We start from the raw sequence: 17424 nt of genomic DNA on the forward strand, positions 1-17424 counted from the left end.
AAAACCCTGCCCCGTGCTCCCTGCTCTTTGCAATTTATTCCGTTTTTAAACTCTTAATCGGGTTGATCATGGCGGCACGTAGTGATTGCCAGCTAACGGTTAAAAAGGCAATAGAAATGGCAATGGCTGCGGTTAGCAGAAATACCCACACGCTCAGGTTTATACGGTAGGGGTAATTTTTAAGCCATTCATCCATAGCGTACCAGGCGGCAGGGAATGCAAAAATGAATGAGAGGGAAACCAGTTTCAGGAAATCGGTTGAGAGCAATTGCACAATACCCGTAATCGAAGCGCCCAGTACTTTCCGAATCCCAATTTCCTTGGTGCGTCGTTCGGCCGAAAGCGTTGCTAAGCCGAAGAGGCCAATGCACGAAATGAATATGGTTAAAATGGCACCAAAGAGCATCATCTGTTTCCACTTGGCTTCGGACTCATACCGTTTAAGGTTTTCCTGATCCATAAACTTGTACGAATAAGGGCTAAGTGGGAATAACTTTTTAAAGACTGTTTCGATATGCTGGAGGCTCGCCGTTTCGGTATTGGGTTTGATTTTGATAAACGCTTTGGCGTAGGCGTTACCCGGTTTCATCGTGAATAATTCCGGTTTTATTTCCTGGCTCAGCGACGCAAAATGGTAGTCTCTCACCACACCAATGACGTTGTATTTTGTGCTGTCAAGCCAGAAATCAACTACCTGCCCGATAGGATTTTTCCAGCCCGCTTTCTTGACAAATGTTTCATTAACCAGAACGGATTGAGTTGAATCGGATGGGAACGATTTTGAGAAATTTCGCCCTTTCATAACCGGAATTTTAAAGAGCGGCAGGAATGTTTCATTAACGGTCTCATACGCGAAGCTCAGTTGTGTATCGCCATTTATTTTGGCGACTGTGCCCCAAAAACCACCATTTTTGGGTGCTACGTCAATAATATTCTGATCCTTAAGTAATTCCTCTTTCAATAATTTAACCTCGCTACGTTTCAAATTTGATTTATCGACGACGACCAGATTTTTGTCATCGTACCCTAAATCTTTACTGGTTAAATAATTGAATTGTGAATAAATGGTCAGCGATGCGATGATCAGGAAAGAAGCCAGTGTAAATTGTAGAACGACCAATGACTTTTGCAGGTAGTTCTTGCCCGAAAGATTGAATCGGCTATAGAGCGTTTGAACGGGATTGTAGCCAGACAGGACAAGGGCTGGGTAGAAACCAGCTAACAGGCTTGTTACAATAAAAAGCGTGAGGTAGTAAATAATTAATTGGGTATCAAATAAATAGGATAGAGCCAGTGCTTTGTTGGCAAGCTGATTGAATGTCGGCAAGGCTAATTCAAGCAAAATGAGTGCAAAGGCAAAAGCCGCAAAACACAGGATAAAAGATTCGCCCAAAAACTGAATAATAAGCTGCGTTCTGGCTCCGCCAACCACTTTCCGAACACCTATTTCTTTGGCCCGTTTTAGGGAGCGCGCTACGGTCAGATTAACAAAATTGATGCAGGCAATCAACAGGATAAATAACGCAATACCCGATAAAATGTAGGAAAAGGTAGGGTTACTTTCGTCAACGAGACCATTACTGGCCGGAAGCTCCTTGCTGAGGTGCATATCGGTAAATGGCTGGAGCGCATATTCAGTCTTATCCTGTACACCAAACTTTTTGGCCATCAGTTTAATACTCTCCCGTGCATCTGCCAAATACACTTGATTCATTTTGGCCTCTACCACTTTAGGGCTAGCGTTGGGGCTAAGAATGACGAACGTATTCATAAACACGCTGAACCAATTTTCATTGTTGGCCATGTCCTCGCCCTTAACCACCATGGGCATCAATACATCGAATTTGATGGACGAATTTTGCGGGCAGTTTTTTGCGACACCCGTTACAGTATAAGGCTCAAATTTGTCGTCTTCTTTAAAAAGCAGCGTTTTACCAATCACATTTGTCGTCCCAAAACTCTTCTCGGCCATATCCTCCGAAATCACAACTGAATGCGGAGCTTGTAATACAATTTTAGGATTACCACTTAGCAACGGGAACGTAAACACAGAGAAGAAACTGGTGTCCGCAAAGAAGACTGTTTGACTCTTTACCTCGTTACCTAGTTTCAGGTCTTTTCGATTTTCCCGGTATCGGACAAACGACATGATCTCGGGAACGCCCGCGTGAAATTTTGGGCCAGGAAAAAGGCCCGTGTACGGTTGTTGATGTTCAACAATACCAGCGGGTGTTATGTCTCTGCTGGTAATTCGATAAATAGACGGGTTGTTCGCGTGAAAGCGATCATAACTGACTTCATCTTTGGTGTACAGCATAATCAGCATGGCTGCTGCCAAACCAATGCTTAACCCAATGATGTTAATGGCTGAGTATGCCTTGTTTCGAGCCAGATTTCTTAACGCGATTTTGAGATAGTTCTGGAACATGTCAATGCTGAATAAAGGAAGAGACGAGTATTCGTTTTGTTTACGTTTCAGGGCAAAGGGCCGGAGGAAGCTTACGACTTCCCAGGCATACTGCCTTTGGGCTAGTTTCGGCCCTAATCGGGTTGTGTTCCGCTCAAATCGCTCATACAAATCGCCCTGTACTTCTTCCAGCAAGTGCGGAGCACAGAACCATTCCAGTAGTCGGTCGGCCCAGCGGGGAGGCTGCCCGGTCCGACGTTTCAGCGTATTCATATGCTGATGGCTGGCAAGGCATTCGGAGAAATCGAATTCCACAACTGATCACGCATGGCACGAATGTCATGCAGTGCACGACTCCCTAGCGCCGTAACCGTAAACAGGCGTTTGCGTCGGCCACCACGCTCGGCAGTGGCGTCGCCCATATGCGAGCTAAGCATGCCTTTTTCTTCTAGCCGATGCAAGGCTGCATGAACAGCGCTGATACTTACAGAGCGCCCTGTTTGCCGATCCAGTTCGTCGGTAATAGCGACCCCATAAGCTGCGTCGTTCAGGACGGCAACCGTTAGTAAAACGATTTCTTCAAACTCGCCTAAGTACGTTCGTTTCATGACTTACCTGATAATATTAACTTTTGTAGAACAAATGCTTTGCCAATTCGTAAAAAGTGGATTTATGGCTTAATTAAGCCTATGCGCTTTTCGTAAGTTGTCCGAAATCGTACACATGTTGTCCGGTGCCGAACGGATTAAGTGTAGCAATAATCGTTTGTTTAGGCGATGAAGGCGTGCCACGGTTCCAAACCGTGGCACGCCTTCATCGCCTAAACAAACGATTAAACCAGCTGGTTTTCGACGGCAAATTTGATCAGAGCCGCTGTGTTTTTGACCTGGAATTTAGCCAGTAAATTCTTGCGGTGGCTATCGACCGTAAGCGGACTAACGAAGAGCTTTTCGGCGGTTTCGTGGTTAGTCAATCCTTCGGCAATGCAGGCTAGCACTTCTTTCTCTCGGGCGGTCAATAGAGGAATTGCCTTTGGCGCCGGGCTTGACACCAATACTTGTGACACCTCCATACTCAGATACATTCGCCCGGCCTGTGCCTGATGAATCGCGTCAACGAGTTCTTGCTGCGAAACGCTTTTCAGTACGTAGCCCGATGCTCCCTGCTCAATCATACGCGTGATGTAGCTTCGCTCTTTGAACGTGCTCATCGCCAGGATTTTGAGTTTAGGAAATTCCTTTTTCAGTTTTCCGCATAGATCAATCCCGTTCAGATCGGGGAGATTAATGTCGAGGAGAACCACATCGACTGGTTGATTTTTTAGAAAATCCAACGCTGAAAAAGCATCGTTCACGCTGCCTGCAATCTGAATGCTACTGGCTGTATGAAGCAAAGATTTGACGCCTTCGATAACCATCGGATGATCATCTACGATGAGAACACTGATCGATTCCATAGCTTACTGCTGAATAGTTAAACGATAAATTCAATCGTTACTGACGTTCCTTTTCCAGGGGCTGATGTTACGTCAAGCGTGCCATTGAGATAATCTACCCGAGACTGAATGTTGAGCCAACCGATGCCTTGTTCGTTGGCTAATTGGCTGGTATCGAACCCCTTGCCGTTATCTTCAACAGTCAGGTTAAAACGGCTTCCATCCCGGATTAGCTGTACGAGCGTTTGAGTGGCATTGGCGTGTTTCTGCACATTGTTAAGCAGCTCCTGAACAATCCGAAAAATAATGATTTCGGTAGCCTGAGGTAGGCGCTCATCAAGACCAAACGTCTGGTAATCAATTGCCTGTCCGCCAGATCGGTTTAGGTAATCGACGTAGTCCTGCAAGGCGTCTTTTAACCCGAACCGGACAAGCGCTTCGGGCATCATATTCCGTGCTACCCGGCGCAGTTCCTGAATTGACGAATCCAGGGTATCGATCACCCGCCCGAAAGCTAAGGCCGATTCTTCTGGAATGATCTGGTTTCCGCTCATACCTGTAAGTGACGATTTTATGCCGGATAACATGCCACCGAGGCCGTCGTGAAGATCACGTGCCAATCGGCTACGTTCTTCCTCTTGTCCGCGCAGCATACCATCTACAGCCGAGAGTTGTTTTTCCTGTTCTAATTGTATGATTTTCTGCTCATTCAACTGGTTTTCCTGCTGCGCCAGCCGTTGTTTCTGACGGGCGTATCGGTAATACAAAAACCCTAAAACGCCCGCTAGCACAAGCAAGACAGCTAAGCTATAAATGAGCAGATTTTTTTGTCGTAGCGAAAGTTGCTGAATTTGTTGCTCTTGCTGTAATACGTTGATTTGTGCAATTTTTTTTGCGGTTTGGTAACGGGTTTCGAGTTCCTGGGTGGCGCGTAAAACGGTCTCATTGCTGATGCTTGTCCGGAGGTCGTGCCATTTCTGTCGCCAGGCGTCGCCTTCTCTTAATCGTCCCCGCCCGATTTCAATATCGGAGAGCAGCAGATAGAAATTGGTGAGGTACTCTTTGTACTGATTTTTTTCGGCGATTTGCCGGGCTTGTTGGGTTACATCATAGGCTTGTTGCCATTCTTTTTTCCAGTAATGCTCCTGAGCAATGCCGTGTAGATTCCACATTTCAATTTCTGAATCCTGATTGGCCCGCGCAATTCGAAGCGATTGGTCATAATAGGCAAGCGCTTTGGGGGCGTTTCCTTCTTGGCTATAAATTTCTCCTAAGTTTGATAATACAGAAGCGATTAAATGAGGGTCGTTGGTTTGGTGAGCAATTTTTAGGCTTTTTTCAAAATAGAATCGGCTCCTGGGAATTTGCTTTAGCACCAGATAGGCTGTACCAACGTGCTGGCTAATATAACCGGCCGCATCGGTAGAGCCCGTTTTTTCGGCTTGTTCAATGGCCTGAAGCCCATAGGTAAGGGCTTTTTTATACTCCCGAAGGTCAATGTAGAGTTTTACAATGTTGCCTTCAATGGTAATAGGGAAGAAGGCTGGCACGACGGCCTGATTGATCTCGTTTAAGGCATTTTGATAAGCGGCCAACGCTTGCCGTTGCTCGCCTTTGGCATTATGAATATTGGCGATGTAGTTGTACAGTACGCCCAGTGTTTTATGAGCCTTGAGTGGCCTGGCAATGCGTATGCCTATCGCGCAGTTTTTCAGCACTTCGTCATATTTGCCCTCTATGTACAGATAATTATTGTAGTTGGTAAGGCAGTTGGCTATGCCGAGCTGATAGTTGGCCGTTCGGCTCAGGGCCATAGCTTTATCAATCCAGGGCCGGGCTTCCGGGGCTGTATGGTACAGCTTGGCAATGTCGAGCAAGAGCTGCACTTTGGCAGAATCGGAGGGAGTTTTCGCCAAAATAGCCAGTAAACTATCTTGCTTTGGGCTGGTTTGGGCAAAGCTCCCCCTCACACCAAGATGCACGAGCAACAGCAACCAGATGGAGAACGAGCGCATGTGGTGGTCGGAGTGTTTTTTAGGCAAGTTCTCTACTTTTTTTAATTCTACGCAAGCCTCTTTCGCAAAACCCCCTTTTTCGGGGATAAAAATTACCTGCATTTATGGGATTGATTATTAGATGGTTATCGCAAGAAAGTATGATTGTACATAAAAAAGTCGAGTATGTATAGCTCGACGTCTTCCTGAACAGGCTTGATTAAACAGGAGCATAGCTGAAGAAAGAAATTCTACCAAAGAGGTTATTTCGTGGAACGGTAGTTTTAATGAAAAATAATTGCCGTTTACTAAAAATATCGTGTGGTTTAGTTGTTATGAATGCCTGTTTATCAATACATTACTTCAAAAACAACTGTTTTGATATTCCTCTCATAACCTCTTTTTTACGCGATTGCTCATGAAAAAAATAGTTAAAGTTATCGGAATTGTAATTGGCGTGCTTGCCCTGGGCGTTATCGGTTTGCTGGCATACGTTAAGCTTGCCCTGCCGAATGTAGGCGATGCACCAGTTCTTAAAGTAGATGCCACTCCGCAACGCATTGAACGGGGAGCCTATCTGGCGAATCATGTGACGGTCTGCATTGACTGCCACAGCATCCGCGATTATACCTTTTTTTCGGGACCCTTGAAGCCTGGGACGATGGGACAGGGGGGAGAACTATTCGATCAGAAAGCGGGTTTCCCCGGTTCATTTACAGCTAAAAACATTACGCCTTTCGGCATCGGAAGCTGGACCGATGGTGAACTCTACCGAGCTATTACAACGGGCGTCAGTCGCGATGGACATGCCTTCTTTCCAGTCATGCCCTATCCTTATTATGGCAAAATGGGCGAAGAAGATGTCCAGAGTATTATTGCCTACCTGCGTACGCTCAAGCCTATCGAAAACAAACCTGCTGACTCAAAAGCTGATTTCCCGTTCAATTTTATCCTGAACACCATTCCCCAGAAAGCTGAGCCAATGCCACTACCTGACCCCAACGATGAACTGGCTACAGGTAAGTATCTGGTTATGATAGCTGGTTGTGTAGAGTGTCATACGCAAGTTGACAAAGGCCAGATTATTAAGGAAAAATCGTTTGCGGGTGGGCGAGATTTCAACCTGCCATCAGGAACGCTTTACACACCTAACATCACTCCCGATAAAGAGACAGGTATTGGTAGCTGGAAAAAAGAGGCATTTATTGCCAGATTCAAAGCGTATGCCGACAGTAGCTACAAACCACAGGCACTCGGGCCGAAGGATTTCCAAACGTTGATGCCCTGGATTATGTATGGCGGTATGAAAGAACAGGATCTGGGTGCGATTTATACCTATCTCATGTCGCTGAAACCTATCTCAAACAAGGTGGCTGAGAAATTTAAGCCTCATGTAGCCATTCGCTAGCCCAGGTGCGGTTTTGTAATCAAGCCGACAATCAACCTCTCTAAGTGATTATCTCGCTAGGTATCCCCTTTTTCGGGGAGATGAAATTCCTATTTTTATAGGATTGATTTACAGGGGTTTATGAGGTGAACTTTGCAGGGTCAGTAGGAGAGAATCCCCTGCTGATCTGACCTCAGACTTTATCGACATGGAAACCTTACTACACGTATCAATGCCAACGTTAGTTAACCAGGAAACGCTACACGGTAAACGGATTCTGTTTGCCTGCGTACCCGGTGATGGACATTTCAATCCACTTACAAGCCTGGCCAAACATCTCCAGACGCTCGGTTGCGATGTGCGCTGGTATACCTCAGCCCATTACGCCGAAAAGCTGAAAAAGCTGGCTGTCCGGCATTATCCATTTATAAAAGCGCTGGATGTTCCATCCGAGAAAGTTGACGAGATATTCCCCGAACGCAAAGCCATCAAAGGACAGATTAAGAAACTGAACTTCGATATGATTAACTATTTCATTCTGCGCTCGACCGAATACTTCGCCGATATTCAGGCTATTCATCAGCAGTGGCCCATCGACGCGATAGTGGCTGATTGTGTGTTCAGTGCCATCCCCTTTATTCGGCCTCTATTGCATATACCCCTTATCTCAGTTGGTGTTTTGCCACTCATTCAAACCTCGAAAGATCTGGCTCCTCCCGGACTAGGTTTAGAACCGTCGGATAGTTGGTTGGGCAAATTAAAACAGGATTTTATGAAAACAATGGCCAACAGGGTACTCTTCAAAAAGCCTAACCAACTGCTGTTTTCATTGCTGGATCAACGGAATATTCCGCATACAGAATCGAATATGTTTGATGTGCTGGTAAACTCATCAACTATTTTTTTACAAACAGGCACACCCGGTTTTGAGTATAAGCGAAGTGATTTAGGAAAGAATATCCGCTTTCTTGGTCCCCTTCTTCCTTACCGCTCTCCTGATTCCGACCGAACCACCTGGCACGACGACCGACTTGACCACTACCGGAAGGTGATTCTGGTAACGCAGGGTACTGTAGAGAAGGACGTCGATAAGTTGCTGGTTCCTACGCTTGAGGCCTTCAAACAGACTGATACGCTGGTGGTGGTTACAACGGGCGGATCGCAGACCGAGTCTTTACGAGCTCGTTATCCTTACGCAAACCTGATTATCGAAGACTTCATTGCATTTGACGACATTATGCCACACACCGATTTGTTCATCACGAATGGCGGTTTCGGTGGCGTATTGCAGGCCGTGCAGTATGGACTGCCAATGGTGGTAGCGGGCATTCACGAAGGTAAAAACGAAATAGCTGCCCGGGTTGGTTATTTCAACTATGGCATCAACCTGAATACGGAAACCCCTAAGCCCGAACAACTTCGTAAGGCTATAACGAAGCTCGAAGCAATCCCAACGTATAAGAACAACGTTCAGGGGCTGGCCGACGAATTTAGGGCCTACCCAGTAAACGACTTATTTGCTGGTTACGTGGCCCAGGCACTGACTTCGGTAGCTGCCTGATGGTCGATAGAAACCAGCTGCTTTGACGGTAGCGTAACGCAAAAGACTGACAGCAAACCTTCCTGATTTAGTGGCAAACCAGCTACTAGTCGGAAGGTTTTTTTATTGATGGCAATCTATACAAGTTGATACGTTGGTCAACCTCCCCTTTTTCGGGGAGATAAAATTCCTGTTTTTATAGGATTGATTAACAAGTAGTTAAGGTGCGAACTTTGTCATGTTCATCGACATCAAAACCGATAAACCCTACACAATCATGGAAACAAATCAACAAATTGTAGAAGGCCTTTATGCTGCTTTCTCTCAGGGAAACGTACCATTCATTCTCGAAAACGTTGCCGAAAACTTTACCTGGCAAGACCCAAACGATCCGGCTATCGTTCCGCATGGGGGTAGTTATAGTGGGCGACGCGAATTCCTGAACTTCTTCCAGCAATTGGATGCTGATACCGCTACGTTGTCATTTAACGTAAGCGATTATGCCACAGCCGATAACCTTGTTATAGCCACTGGGCAACATGGCGTACAGGCGAAGAAAACGGGCAAGCCACTCACCTTCGAGTGGACGATGGTTTGGCGATTTGAAAATGGTGTACCCGTAAGTGGTCGATCGTATTACGACACAGCCTCTGCCGAAAAAATTTATCAATAAACGAACCTTCTACCTTTTCTACCGATGAAAAAGCTCATTTTCTCGATCATTGCCCTTCTGCTGGGCGGAGTCGTTTTGGCTCAAACTCCCGAAAAAAATAAACAGACATTACGGAAGATTTACACGGCTTTTAATACCGGAAACTTCGCTGATCTGGATAACCTCATCAGCAAGAACTCCGTTGATCATGCTTTAGTGGCAGGTATGCCGTCGGGTCTAGAAGGAAGTAAAGCCATGTTCACTGCCTTTAAGGAGGCTTATCCAGATGGCATGATTACGGTACTGGATATGGTTGCTGAAGGCGATTACGTCGTTGCCTATACCGAATTTTCAGGTACCAATAAAGGCGCCTTTATGGGTATGGCAGCAACTGGGAAATCCGTGAAAATTAAATCGATGGATTTAGCTAAATTCGATAAAATGGGAAAGGGTATCGAACATTGGGGGCAAGACGACAATCTGGCCATGATGCAGCAGCTAGGTGTAGCCCCGCTAGCCCAACCTCTACCTGACCTTCCTTCGCCAGCATTCGCTACTGGAAAAGGCATGAAAACCACACCTGAACAGAATAAAATGATGTCGGCAGCATTCTTCGCTGCCTATTCAAGTCATAATATTGACAAGGATTTAACACTGCTCGCTCCCGATTTCAAACTCTGGTGGAATAGTGAGTCGGTGGCTCATGGAGCGGGCACGTACAAAATGATAGGGGAGACGTACCTGAAAGCGTTCCCTGATGTGACATGGACGCCTGTTATTCAGATTGCCGAAGGTGATAAAGTGGCTTCGTATTGTCTTTTTTCTGGCACCCATACTGGCGAATTGATGGGTATTCCCGCTTCTAACAGAAAAATGAATACGCAGGGCTTTGTTATTGACCGCTATAAGGACGGTAAGATCGCTGAGCGGATACAGATTGGCGACGATCTGTCTGTGCTACAACAAATTGGGGCCATTCCGACGCCAGCGAAATAAGCGCGTTTTACATCCTTCTTCCACACCTAAAATCACTTCGGGCTATGTCTGGAAGTGATTTTAGGTGTTATTGTTAATCTGATCTTGTGGCGATTATATATTTATAGTTGAGTAGACTGTCTGTAACTTTGCGATTACGTTCTGGCAACTGTTCGCTGGTTATCGATAACTATTCATTGAAAGTATGGCACTCAAAACGCTCGTTAAAATCTCCAACGTTACAAATCTCAGCGATGCCCGTTATTGTGCGGGTATGGGTGTCGATATGCTTGGCTTTTCAATGGATGCAGACTCGCCAGATTATGTTGAGCCGAAAAAATTTGCCGAAATCAGGGGATGGGTTGCCGGTGTGCAAATCGTTGGCGAAACAACGTCTTCTGACCCCGAAGTTATTGAGCAACTCCTTGATACGTACAAGCCTGACATATTGCAGGTTAACGAATCGGCGCTATTGCCCTATCTGAGTACGAAGTCTAGCGGTGAACTGCGATTTATTCTACATGTCGATTTAGCGCAATTAACGCTTGATCAACTCGACACGCTGTTTCAGACGGGCGCAACTGATGCAGACTATATTCTACTTGAAAGTAATAGCCCACTTTATCTCGACGACGAACTGAAAGCTACATTCCAGCGATTAGCCTCTCGTTATCCTATACTTTTAGGAATCGGTGTATCAGCTGAGAACGTCCATGAGCTACTGGATGATCTGTCCGTTCAGGGTATTGCCCTTAGTGGTGGCGATGAAGAACGGCCTGGGAATAAAGAGTTTGGCGAGTTGATGGACATTCTGGAAGCGATTGAAGAAGATTAGTTGTAAGTGCTAAGTTACGAAGTGGTAAGTGGTTGACACATGTATATTGCTTTCGCGTCAACCACTTACCACTTCGTAACTTAGTTTAATAAATTTCACTACTAGGCATTACCTACTATCATTGAAAACATACTTCTATCCATAACCGCGTCCATTCTTCCAATTCTACTTTCGCGAAAAACAGCCATCTAGTAGGTTTACATCGGATTTAAACAACGATCCGGCGTTCCGGACAGAGCCATGAACAAGCGATTAGAACGTATTGCCGACCAGGCCCAGATTGGGGGCGTGTGTGCTGGTTTGGCCGATTATTTTGGCATTGATCGTGCCTTGGTACGCGTACTATTTGTGATCGGAATTTTCCTGCCACACTTTCCGGCTATCATCATTTACATTATCTTGTGGATCGCACTACCCGAACGCCGTTTCAGTGGTTCTGTGTCCCAATCAACCGCTTTTTCTAATCCTTATTTTGCCATGAATCCCTATAATCCGAACAAACCTGCATCACCCGACCGTAGTATTATTGGCGGGGCCATTTTGATTATCCTCGGTATCCTGTTTTTACTGGACCGTTATTTCGACATTGACTTTGGTGATCTGTGGCCGTTTGTTCTGATCGCGATTGGTTTGTGGCTGATTTTTAAGGATCGGATCAAACCTCCTTACGACACGACAAACACGAACAACGACCCTAACGGAACGCTTTAAACTGTTGATTTATAAGGTTTCAAGTTTGATGTTCCAGGTTAATTGCTTCGATTAAACCTGGAACATCAAACTTGAAACTTGAAACAAAATTTGTCATGCAACGAAAAAATGGATTGTTCTGGGGCATTTTCCTACTAACGCTGGGTGTACTGTTTCTGGCCCGGCGAGCAGGTATGCTCGATATAGACTGGCATTCATTAGTGAATTTATGGCCAGTATTGCTAATTCTGGCAGGTGTCAACCTGATTTTGGAACGGCGTGGTAACCCAGCTGCATTTATCACAACAGTAATGTTAGCTGTAGCCGTACCCACCACATTATTTGGATTCCTATCGCATCATCGAGATCGTGATGAGTTTAACATGCGCTGGGATGATAATGATGACGATGATAATGATCACGGAAATTCTAACAACGATAACGACAATAATGACGATGATAACAATGATGGTGACTATCAGTCAGAGCGCGATCGTCGGGATTCAGAGAATACCAAAGTTCAGACAAATACCTTTACTGAAACAATGGATGCCGACACGCGCGAAGCTGTCCTGAAATTATCGGGTGGTGCTGGTCGGTTTATCATCAGCGAGCCGAGTTCTGAGCTCATCAAAGCAGATACCAAACAAACAACGGGTAGTTATTCCATGTCGGTTGATCGTGATGAAACCACACACATCCCGACCATTGAGCTAAAGCCTACTGAAGAGGATCAGCACGTTGATTTTAAGGATGGCAATTTTGAGAATCGAGTTGATGTGCATCTGAATGCCACTCCCGTTTGGACGATGGATGTTGCTTTAGGAGCAGGTCAGGGCGATCTGGACTTAAGCGCTTACGCGGTCAAAAGCCTGAAAATTGGTGCTGGTGCTGCTGATCTTGATTTAAAACTCGGTGCCAAAGCCGACGTGTCGGAAGTAAAGCTGGACGTGGGAGCGGCTTCAGTAACTGTACATGTGCCAAAGGAAGTAGGTTGCCGAATCAAAAAAGACGGCGCCCTTAACCTGGAACAGTTGGATGATTTCACCAGTGTTGGTGGTGGGGAGTTTATTAGTCCTGGCTACGACGCCACCAAAAAGAAAATGACCATCCGTTTTGATGGAGGCATCTCAAGGTTTAAGGTGGTGCGGTATTAAGTCTGAACCGGGATTTAGCTGATTTAGGGATTTACAGGATTTTGTTTTGTGATTCGCTTCGAAGAAGCGCAAGGCAAAATCCTGTAAATCCCTAAATCAGCTAAATCCCGCGGGGCCGCCCGTGCGGTTCAGTTGCCTTGATTCAACTTATTGAGCAGCATTTTATTGAACATCTGCTCAGTCTTATATAGCTCAGCCAATTGAGCTGGCGTAATCACTTTCAGGAAGCGCCCCATATACTCGTCGTCTAAGTCGGCGAGTTTTTGTTTGGTGGAATTCACTTCGCGAAGCCCATTTACTAATTGCTCGTCATTAAGGCTAGTGCGTGCCGGCGCATTATTCAATTGCCGAACTCGCCGGTTCAGTTCCTGTTTCTTGGCGTTATATTCATTGTAAATCGCCCAGAATTGCGGAGCCTGATCTGTCGTTAAATTGAGCCGATTTGTAATCAGCCCGATCTTAGCCGCTTCAATTTTTTGCCGTCCGCTGCCGTCGTCCTGTGCATTGGCCACTTGAGCCATAAACACTAGACCAACCAGCCAACCAATCCATACGTGTCTCATTGTGGTAAAGTTAACCATTCAAAAATCAGGAACCGAGATCCGGGCTTTCCAGCACAGTTTGTTCTTTAATATGCTGCTGAATGTCCTTCGGTTGCACATTAAGAAACTGAATCGCTGTCGTGTCGCTGCCTAATGACGAATGAATTTGCTGAGCATCGGCCAATTCGCTGGCATCTACACCCTGTTCATCGAGGTAGGCTGCAATTACATCATTACTTACACCGGCAAGGGCTTCACTACCCAACGATTCCTGCCGCTGTGGTAAGGTTTGCCAAACCAGTATAGCAATCAGACTAGCACCCGCCAGGGAAGCTACCGAGCGCTGCCATGACCAGGTAATCGTAAATGCTGGTTTTGACTTACGAATCACGCGAGCCTGCACACGTGATGGCAACGTGTCAAAATAACCCTCTGGAGTCACAAACGGCAACTGCCGCATGGGATGTTCTGGTGGCAGTTCGTCAAGTCGAAATTCGTTTTTGTCATTCATTACAGTGGTGTGTATCAAATACACAATTACATTCCTGTGTTATACGGATTGGACAGTCTAAAGCGGCTGGGGTTTAATCGGTTGTATCAGTTTTAGTCAGATAATCTTCAATTTTTTTGACTGCCAGGTGATACGATGCTTTTAAGGCCCCTACTGATGTACCGGTAATGTCTGCAATTTCCTCATACTTCATATCATCGAAGTACTTCATGTTAAATACCAAGCGTTGTTTATCGGGTAATTTTAGTAGCGCTTTTTGCAGCTTTAACTGTACGTCTTCGCCACTCGGTTCGTTGCCTGATGTAACATAATCGCTATTACTTTCCAGCTTCTGCATCAATTCGCCTTCCACGTCGCCAATAGGCAGAAAAAAACGTCGGCGTTTCTTATTCAGAAAGTTGAGGCATTCATTGGTGGCAATGCGGTATATCCAGGTATATAACTGACTATCACCCCGAAACTGTTCCAGGCTGTTCCACACTTTTATGAACGTTTCCTGCACCAGATCATCGGCATCATCGTGGTCAATGACCATTTTACGGATATGCCAATATATTTTCTGCTGGTATTGTCGTACCAATAGATTAAAGGCATAATTCCGGCTCGACGGGTCGCGGTATTTGGCGAGGATTTCTGCGTCAGTCATTCTATTGTTTCAAGTTTCACGTTCAAGGTTCCATGTTGCTAATTACGATAAGCGCTTAGAAAACGTGGAACCTTGAACATGAAACAACTAAACTTTGCGGGCCATTGCTTTTTTCACCTGCTCAACAATTTTGTCGGCGGTGAGGCCATATTTCTGCATTAGCTGATCTGGTGTGCCACTTTCACCGAACGTATCGTGAACACCAATGTATTCGAGTGGAGCGGGGAAGTTTTGGGCCAGTACCTGCGCAACGCTATCACCCAAACCACCGTTAAGCATGTGTTCTTCTGCCGATACAGCACAGCCGGTTTTCTTAACCGATGCCAGAATGGCCTCTACATCTAACGGCTTAATCGTGTGAATATTGATAATATCAGCTTCAATTCCCTGTTCCGACAGAATTTCGCCAGCTTTTATAGCTTCCCAAACCAGGTGCCCTGTGCAGAAAATAGATACGTCTTTACCTTCGTTCACCGTCCATGCCTTGCCAATCTCAAACTTTTGGTCGGCAGGCGTAAACACAGGAATTACAGGGCGACCAAAGCGCAGATAAACAGGGCCAACGTGTTCAGCAATGGCAATGGTTGCGGCTTTGGTCTGATTGTAATCACAGGGATTGATAACGGTCATGTTGGGCAGCATTTTCATCATGCCCAAATCTTCCAGAATCTGGTGAGTGGCCCCATCTTCGCCCAGCGTTAGACCAGCGTGTGAAGCACAGATTTTAACGTTCTTATTGGAATATGCCACCGATTGACGAATCTGGTCATACACACGACCCGTAGCGAAGTTCGCAAAGGTCGTGGCAAATGGAATATGCCCACCAATAGTCAAACCAGCTGACACACCTATCATGTTGGCTTCGGCAATACCGCACTGAACGAAGCGCTCTGGGTTTTCTTTAATGAACGTCTCCAACTTGAGCGAACCCGCTAAATCGGCTGTGAGGGCGATGACATTAGGATTCGTTCGGCCCAGTTCAGATATACCCGCGCCGAAACCCGACCGCGTGTCTTTTTTCTCTGTGTACTCGTATTTTTTCATGTCTATTAATTCGCCGAAGCGAGGGTTTGCAATTTAGTTAGAAAATAGTGGGCACTAGGGCAATTTGGGTGTTGAGCTGCTTTTTCGATGGTGAAGCCGTGACGATGCATGTCCTTTGCTAATAAGACTTTACTTTTTCTATATCGCTTGAACCGTCTGGCTTCTAATCCCAAATTGATAATTGTCGTTATAGGATCTTGATCCATTTCAGGATCAGGTATGTTTACTGGGACGCCTACAAATTGACTTAGTGCAAGAGAATCTGCCAGATACCAGTTTTCAAACTCTTTTACAGCTACAACAACAATTTGATCCGGGTATTGAATAAGCTCTTGTTTCGTAAAAGTTATGCAACTGTCATTATCCAAATCAATTAATACAATGATGCGTTCTACACCTTTATCCAGAAGAATCTTTCTATGCTTATCAATTCGCTCGACACCATACTCTTTTTTGCCTCCTACTTGGGTTACAGCAACTAATTCAATATCATACTGAGCTACAAAGATTCTAAATTCAGGTGTGTCCAGAATAATAGGCTCTGTTTCACCCTCGCAAATGATACCTAGTTTTACCACGGCAGCCCACCTCCCAGAGCGTTAGAAAGCCAGGCTTCATCCATTGGTAAATCATGTAAATTCATTCCCTTAATTTGCTTGGTCTGCGTTGCCCCTTCATTCTTATCGACTAAAATAATTTCATCAGGAGTCAACTGTGCAACTAGCGTTTGAGAGTGTGTATTGAGCCAGATATAATGCCCAAACTCTTCACAGGCATATCGACAAAGGTTGACTAGTTCTTTTACAACCTTAGGGTTAAGCCCATTTTCTGGCTCTTCGATACAGAGGAATTGCGGTTCATCGCTTTGGTAGATAGCAGTGAGAATTGCCAGAATGTTGTAGGTGCCGTCAGAGATTAAGTCTTTAGTAAAATAACTTGGCATAAACTCCTCAAACCAATGCAGTTCATTTCGATAATCAACCTCAACATTTTTAAAACTCGGAACAAATAACTCTAACCACTCGAATAATTCGATTTTTAGAGCATTATCACTGAGTAATCTCTTTAATACTTTTTCTAAATTTTTTGCTGATAATGAAAGTCGCTTATTGTCGTCTAAAGGCAGTTTTACTAGTCGATCATTTTTTATGAATAATCGACTATATCTTTCGTGAAATTGTTGAAACTCTGAATTTTCCCATTGGGAACTAGGTATCCAAACTTCTATCTGATCTTCTGATGAATCATTGATTTTTGATTCCTTTTCTTGCTTATAGGTGTCAAAATTGAATACTACTTCATAGGGAAGGGTGTTCTCTTTAGAAGTTTGGAAATCAATATGCAATTGAAATACTTCGCCTAATCCATTTCTTTTTTGAAGCGCTTCAATGCCGCCAAATAAGCTTACTGCAATACTGGGAATTTGGTCATATATTTCAGCAAATTCCAAAGCCTCGAAAATATTCGACTTGCCCGACCCGTTAGGGCCTACAAAGACCGTAAACGGATTGGGCTCAATAAGCTCAATCCGTTCAATGGACTTGAAATTTTCGATGACCAAGCGTTTGATTTTCATAAGGCTATCTTCTAGACAGCATGGCACCGGTCG

17 protein-coding genes are annotated in these 17424 nt (G+C 45.1%); 7 read left to right on the forward strand and 10 right to left on the reverse strand.

Features of this window, described 5'->3' with window-relative positions:
- Window positions 1–34 precede the first annotated feature (34 nt).
- From GO755_RS21185 to GO755_RS21200, 4 genes are all read right to left on the reverse strand, one after another.
- The gene (locus GO755_RS21185) at window positions 35–2680 is read right to left on the reverse strand and encodes an ABC transporter permease (RefSeq protein WP_157587292.1); all 2646 of its coding nucleotides are present in this window, start codon (window positions 2678–2680) and stop codon (window positions 35–37) included.
- Window positions 2677–3015: a PadR family transcriptional regulator gene (locus GO755_RS21190; protein WP_157587293.1), complete on the reverse strand. Its 339-nt coding sequence runs from the start codon at window positions 3013–3015 to the stop codon at window positions 2677–2679. The genes GO755_RS21185 and GO755_RS21190 overlap by 4 nt, the downstream gene beginning before the upstream one ends.
- A 224-nt stretch (window positions 3016–3239) precedes the next feature.
- The gene (locus GO755_RS21195) at window positions 3240–3863 is read right to left on the reverse strand and encodes a response regulator (RefSeq protein WP_157587294.1); all 624 of its coding nucleotides are present in this window, start codon (window positions 3861–3863) and stop codon (window positions 3240–3242) included.
- A 17-nt stretch (window positions 3864–3880) separates the two neighbouring features.
- Window positions 3881–5959, reverse strand: a complete 2079-nt coding sequence (locus tag GO755_RS21200) for a tetratricopeptide repeat-containing sensor histidine kinase (RefSeq protein WP_157587295.1) — start codon at window positions 5957–5959, stop codon at window positions 3881–3883.
- A 295-nt stretch (window positions 5960–6254) separates the two neighbouring features.
- Here GO755_RS21200 and GO755_RS21205 point away from each other — a divergent pair, with 295 nt between their 5' ends.
- The 7 genes from GO755_RS21205 (at window position 6255) to GO755_RS21235 (ending at window position 13072) form a co-directional block, all read left to right on the forward strand.
- On the forward strand, window positions 6255–7244 hold the full coding sequence (locus GO755_RS21205) for a c-type cytochrome (protein WP_157587296.1): 990 nt from the start codon (window positions 6255–6257) through the stop codon (window positions 7242–7244).
- A 211-nt stretch (window positions 7245–7455) separates the two neighbouring features.
- Window positions 7456–8784: a glycosyltransferase gene (locus GO755_RS21210; RefSeq protein ID WP_157587297.1), complete on the forward strand. Its 1329-nt coding sequence runs from the start codon at window positions 7456–7458 to the stop codon at window positions 8782–8784.
- A gap of 256 nt (window positions 8785–9040) precedes the next feature.
- Window positions 9041–9436 (forward strand): nuclear transport factor 2 family protein, encoded by a 396-nt coding sequence (locus tag GO755_RS21215; RefSeq protein WP_198174893.1) that lies wholly within the window; start codon window positions 9041–9043, stop codon window positions 9434–9436.
- Window positions 9437–9460: 24 nt separating this feature from the next.
- Window positions 9461–10411, forward strand: a complete 951-nt coding sequence (locus GO755_RS21220) for an ester cyclase (protein ID WP_157587299.1) — start codon at window positions 9461–9463, stop codon at window positions 10409–10411.
- Between the two features lie 184 nt (window positions 10412–10595).
- Window positions 10596–11225: a phosphoribosylanthranilate isomerase gene (gene trpF, locus GO755_RS21225; protein WP_157587300.1), complete on the forward strand. Its 630-nt coding sequence runs from the start codon at window positions 10596–10598 to the stop codon at window positions 11223–11225.
- A gap of 240 nt (window positions 11226–11465) precedes the next feature.
- The gene (locus tag GO755_RS21230; protein ID WP_157587301.1) at window positions 11466–11936 is read left to right on the forward strand and encodes a PspC domain-containing protein; all 471 of its coding nucleotides are present in this window, start codon (window positions 11466–11468) and stop codon (window positions 11934–11936) included.
- 95 nt (window positions 11937–12031) lie between these two features.
- On the forward strand, window positions 12032–13072 hold the full coding sequence (locus GO755_RS21235) for a LiaI-LiaF-like domain-containing protein (protein ID WP_157587302.1): 1041 nt from the start codon (window positions 12032–12034) through the stop codon (window positions 13070–13072).
- A gap of 128 nt (window positions 13073–13200) precedes the next feature.
- On the opposite strand, the gene GO755_RS21240 is transcribed toward GO755_RS21235, so the two are convergent.
- From GO755_RS21240 to GO755_RS21265, 6 genes are all read right to left on the reverse strand, one after another.
- A complete protein-coding gene (locus GO755_RS21240) occupies window positions 13201–13653 on the reverse strand; it encodes a Spy/CpxP family protein refolding chaperone (RefSeq protein WP_157587303.1) in 453 nt (150 codons plus the stop codon).
- Window positions 13654–13660: 7 nt separating this feature from the next.
- Window positions 13661–14125: a hypothetical protein gene (locus tag GO755_RS21245; protein ID WP_157587304.1), complete on the reverse strand. Its 465-nt coding sequence runs from the start codon at window positions 14123–14125 to the stop codon at window positions 13661–13663.
- Between the two features lie 73 nt (window positions 14126–14198).
- Entirely contained in the window at window positions 14199–14771 is a 573-nt protein-coding gene (locus tag GO755_RS21250) for an RNA polymerase sigma factor (protein WP_157587305.1), read from the reverse strand.
- An 87-nt stretch (window positions 14772–14858) separates the two neighbouring features.
- Complete coding sequence (locus GO755_RS21255; RefSeq protein ID WP_157587306.1) at window positions 14859–15815, reverse strand: transketolase family protein; 957 nt, start codon at window positions 15813–15815, stop codon at window positions 14859–14861.
- A gap of 5 nt (window positions 15816–15820) precedes the next feature.
- On the reverse strand, window positions 15821–16393 hold the full coding sequence (locus tag GO755_RS21260; protein ID WP_157587307.1) for a hypothetical protein: 573 nt from the start codon (window positions 16391–16393) through the stop codon (window positions 15821–15823).
- Window positions 16387–17391, reverse strand: a complete 1005-nt coding sequence (locus GO755_RS21265) for an AAA family ATPase (RefSeq protein ID WP_157587308.1) — start codon at window positions 17389–17391, stop codon at window positions 16387–16389. The genes GO755_RS21260 and GO755_RS21265 overlap by 7 nt, the downstream gene beginning before the upstream one ends.
- Window positions 17392–17424: the final 33 nt, after the last annotated feature.

The organism is Spirosoma arboris, assembly GCF_009754945.1.
Lineage (GTDB): Bacteria > Bacteroidota > Bacteroidia > Cytophagales > Spirosomataceae > Spirosoma > Spirosoma arboris.

Excerpts from the sequence above, each read along its gene's own strand:
- GO755_RS21215 (WP_198174893.1), top strand. The coding sequence starts at position 9,041 with ATGGAAACAAATCAACAAATTGTAGAAGGCCTTTATGCTGCTTTCTCT.
- GO755_RS21255 (WP_157587306.1), bottom strand. The coding sequence starts at position 15,815 with ATGAAAAAATACGAGTACACAGAGAAAAAAGACACGCGGTCGGGTTTC.
- GO755_RS21200 (WP_157587295.1), bottom strand. The coding sequence starts at position 5,959 with ATGCAGGTAATTTTTATCCCCGAAAAAGGGGGTTTTGCGAAAGAGGCT.
- GO755_RS21245 (WP_157587304.1), bottom strand. The coding sequence starts at position 14,125 with ATGAATGACAAAAACGAATTTCGACTTGACGAACTGCCACCAGAACAT.
- GO755_RS21220 (WP_157587299.1), top strand. The coding sequence starts at position 9,461 with ATGAAAAAGCTCATTTTCTCGATCATTGCCCTTCTGCTGGGCGGAGTC.
- GO755_RS21205 (WP_157587296.1), top strand. The coding sequence starts at position 6,255 with ATGAAAAAAATAGTTAAAGTTATCGGAATTGTAATTGGCGTGCTTGCC.
- GO755_RS21235 (WP_157587302.1), top strand. The coding sequence starts at position 12,032 with ATGCAACGAAAAAATGGATTGTTCTGGGGCATTTTCCTACTAACGCTG.
- GO755_RS21230 (WP_157587301.1), top strand. The coding sequence starts at position 11,466 with ATGAACAAGCGATTAGAACGTATTGCCGACCAGGCCCAGATTGGGGGC.
- GO755_RS21240 (WP_157587303.1), bottom strand. The coding sequence starts at position 13,653 with ATGGTTAACTTTACCACAATGAGACACGTATGGATTGGTTGGCTGGTT.
- GO755_RS21185 (WP_157587292.1), bottom strand. The coding sequence starts at position 2,680 with ATGAATACGCTGAAACGTCGGACCGGGCAGCCTCCCCGCTGGGCCGAC.
- GO755_RS21195 (WP_157587294.1), bottom strand. The coding sequence starts at position 3,863 with ATGGAATCGATCAGTGTTCTCATCGTAGATGATCATCCGATGGTTATC.
- trpF (WP_157587300.1), top strand. The coding sequence starts at position 10,596 with ATGGCACTCAAAACGCTCGTTAAAATCTCCAACGTTACAAATCTCAGC.
- GO755_RS21250 (WP_157587305.1), bottom strand. The coding sequence starts at position 14,771 with ATGACTGACGCAGAAATCCTCGCCAAATACCGCGACCCGTCGAGCCGG.
- GO755_RS21190 (WP_157587293.1), bottom strand. The coding sequence starts at position 3,015 with ATGAAACGAACGTACTTAGGCGAGTTTGAAGAAATCGTTTTACTAACG.
- GO755_RS21210 (WP_157587297.1), top strand. The coding sequence starts at position 7,456 with ATGCCAACGTTAGTTAACCAGGAAACGCTACACGGTAAACGGATTCTG.
- GO755_RS21265 (WP_157587308.1), bottom strand. The coding sequence starts at position 17,391 with ATGAAAATCAAACGCTTGGTCATCGAAAATTTCAAGTCCATTGAACGG.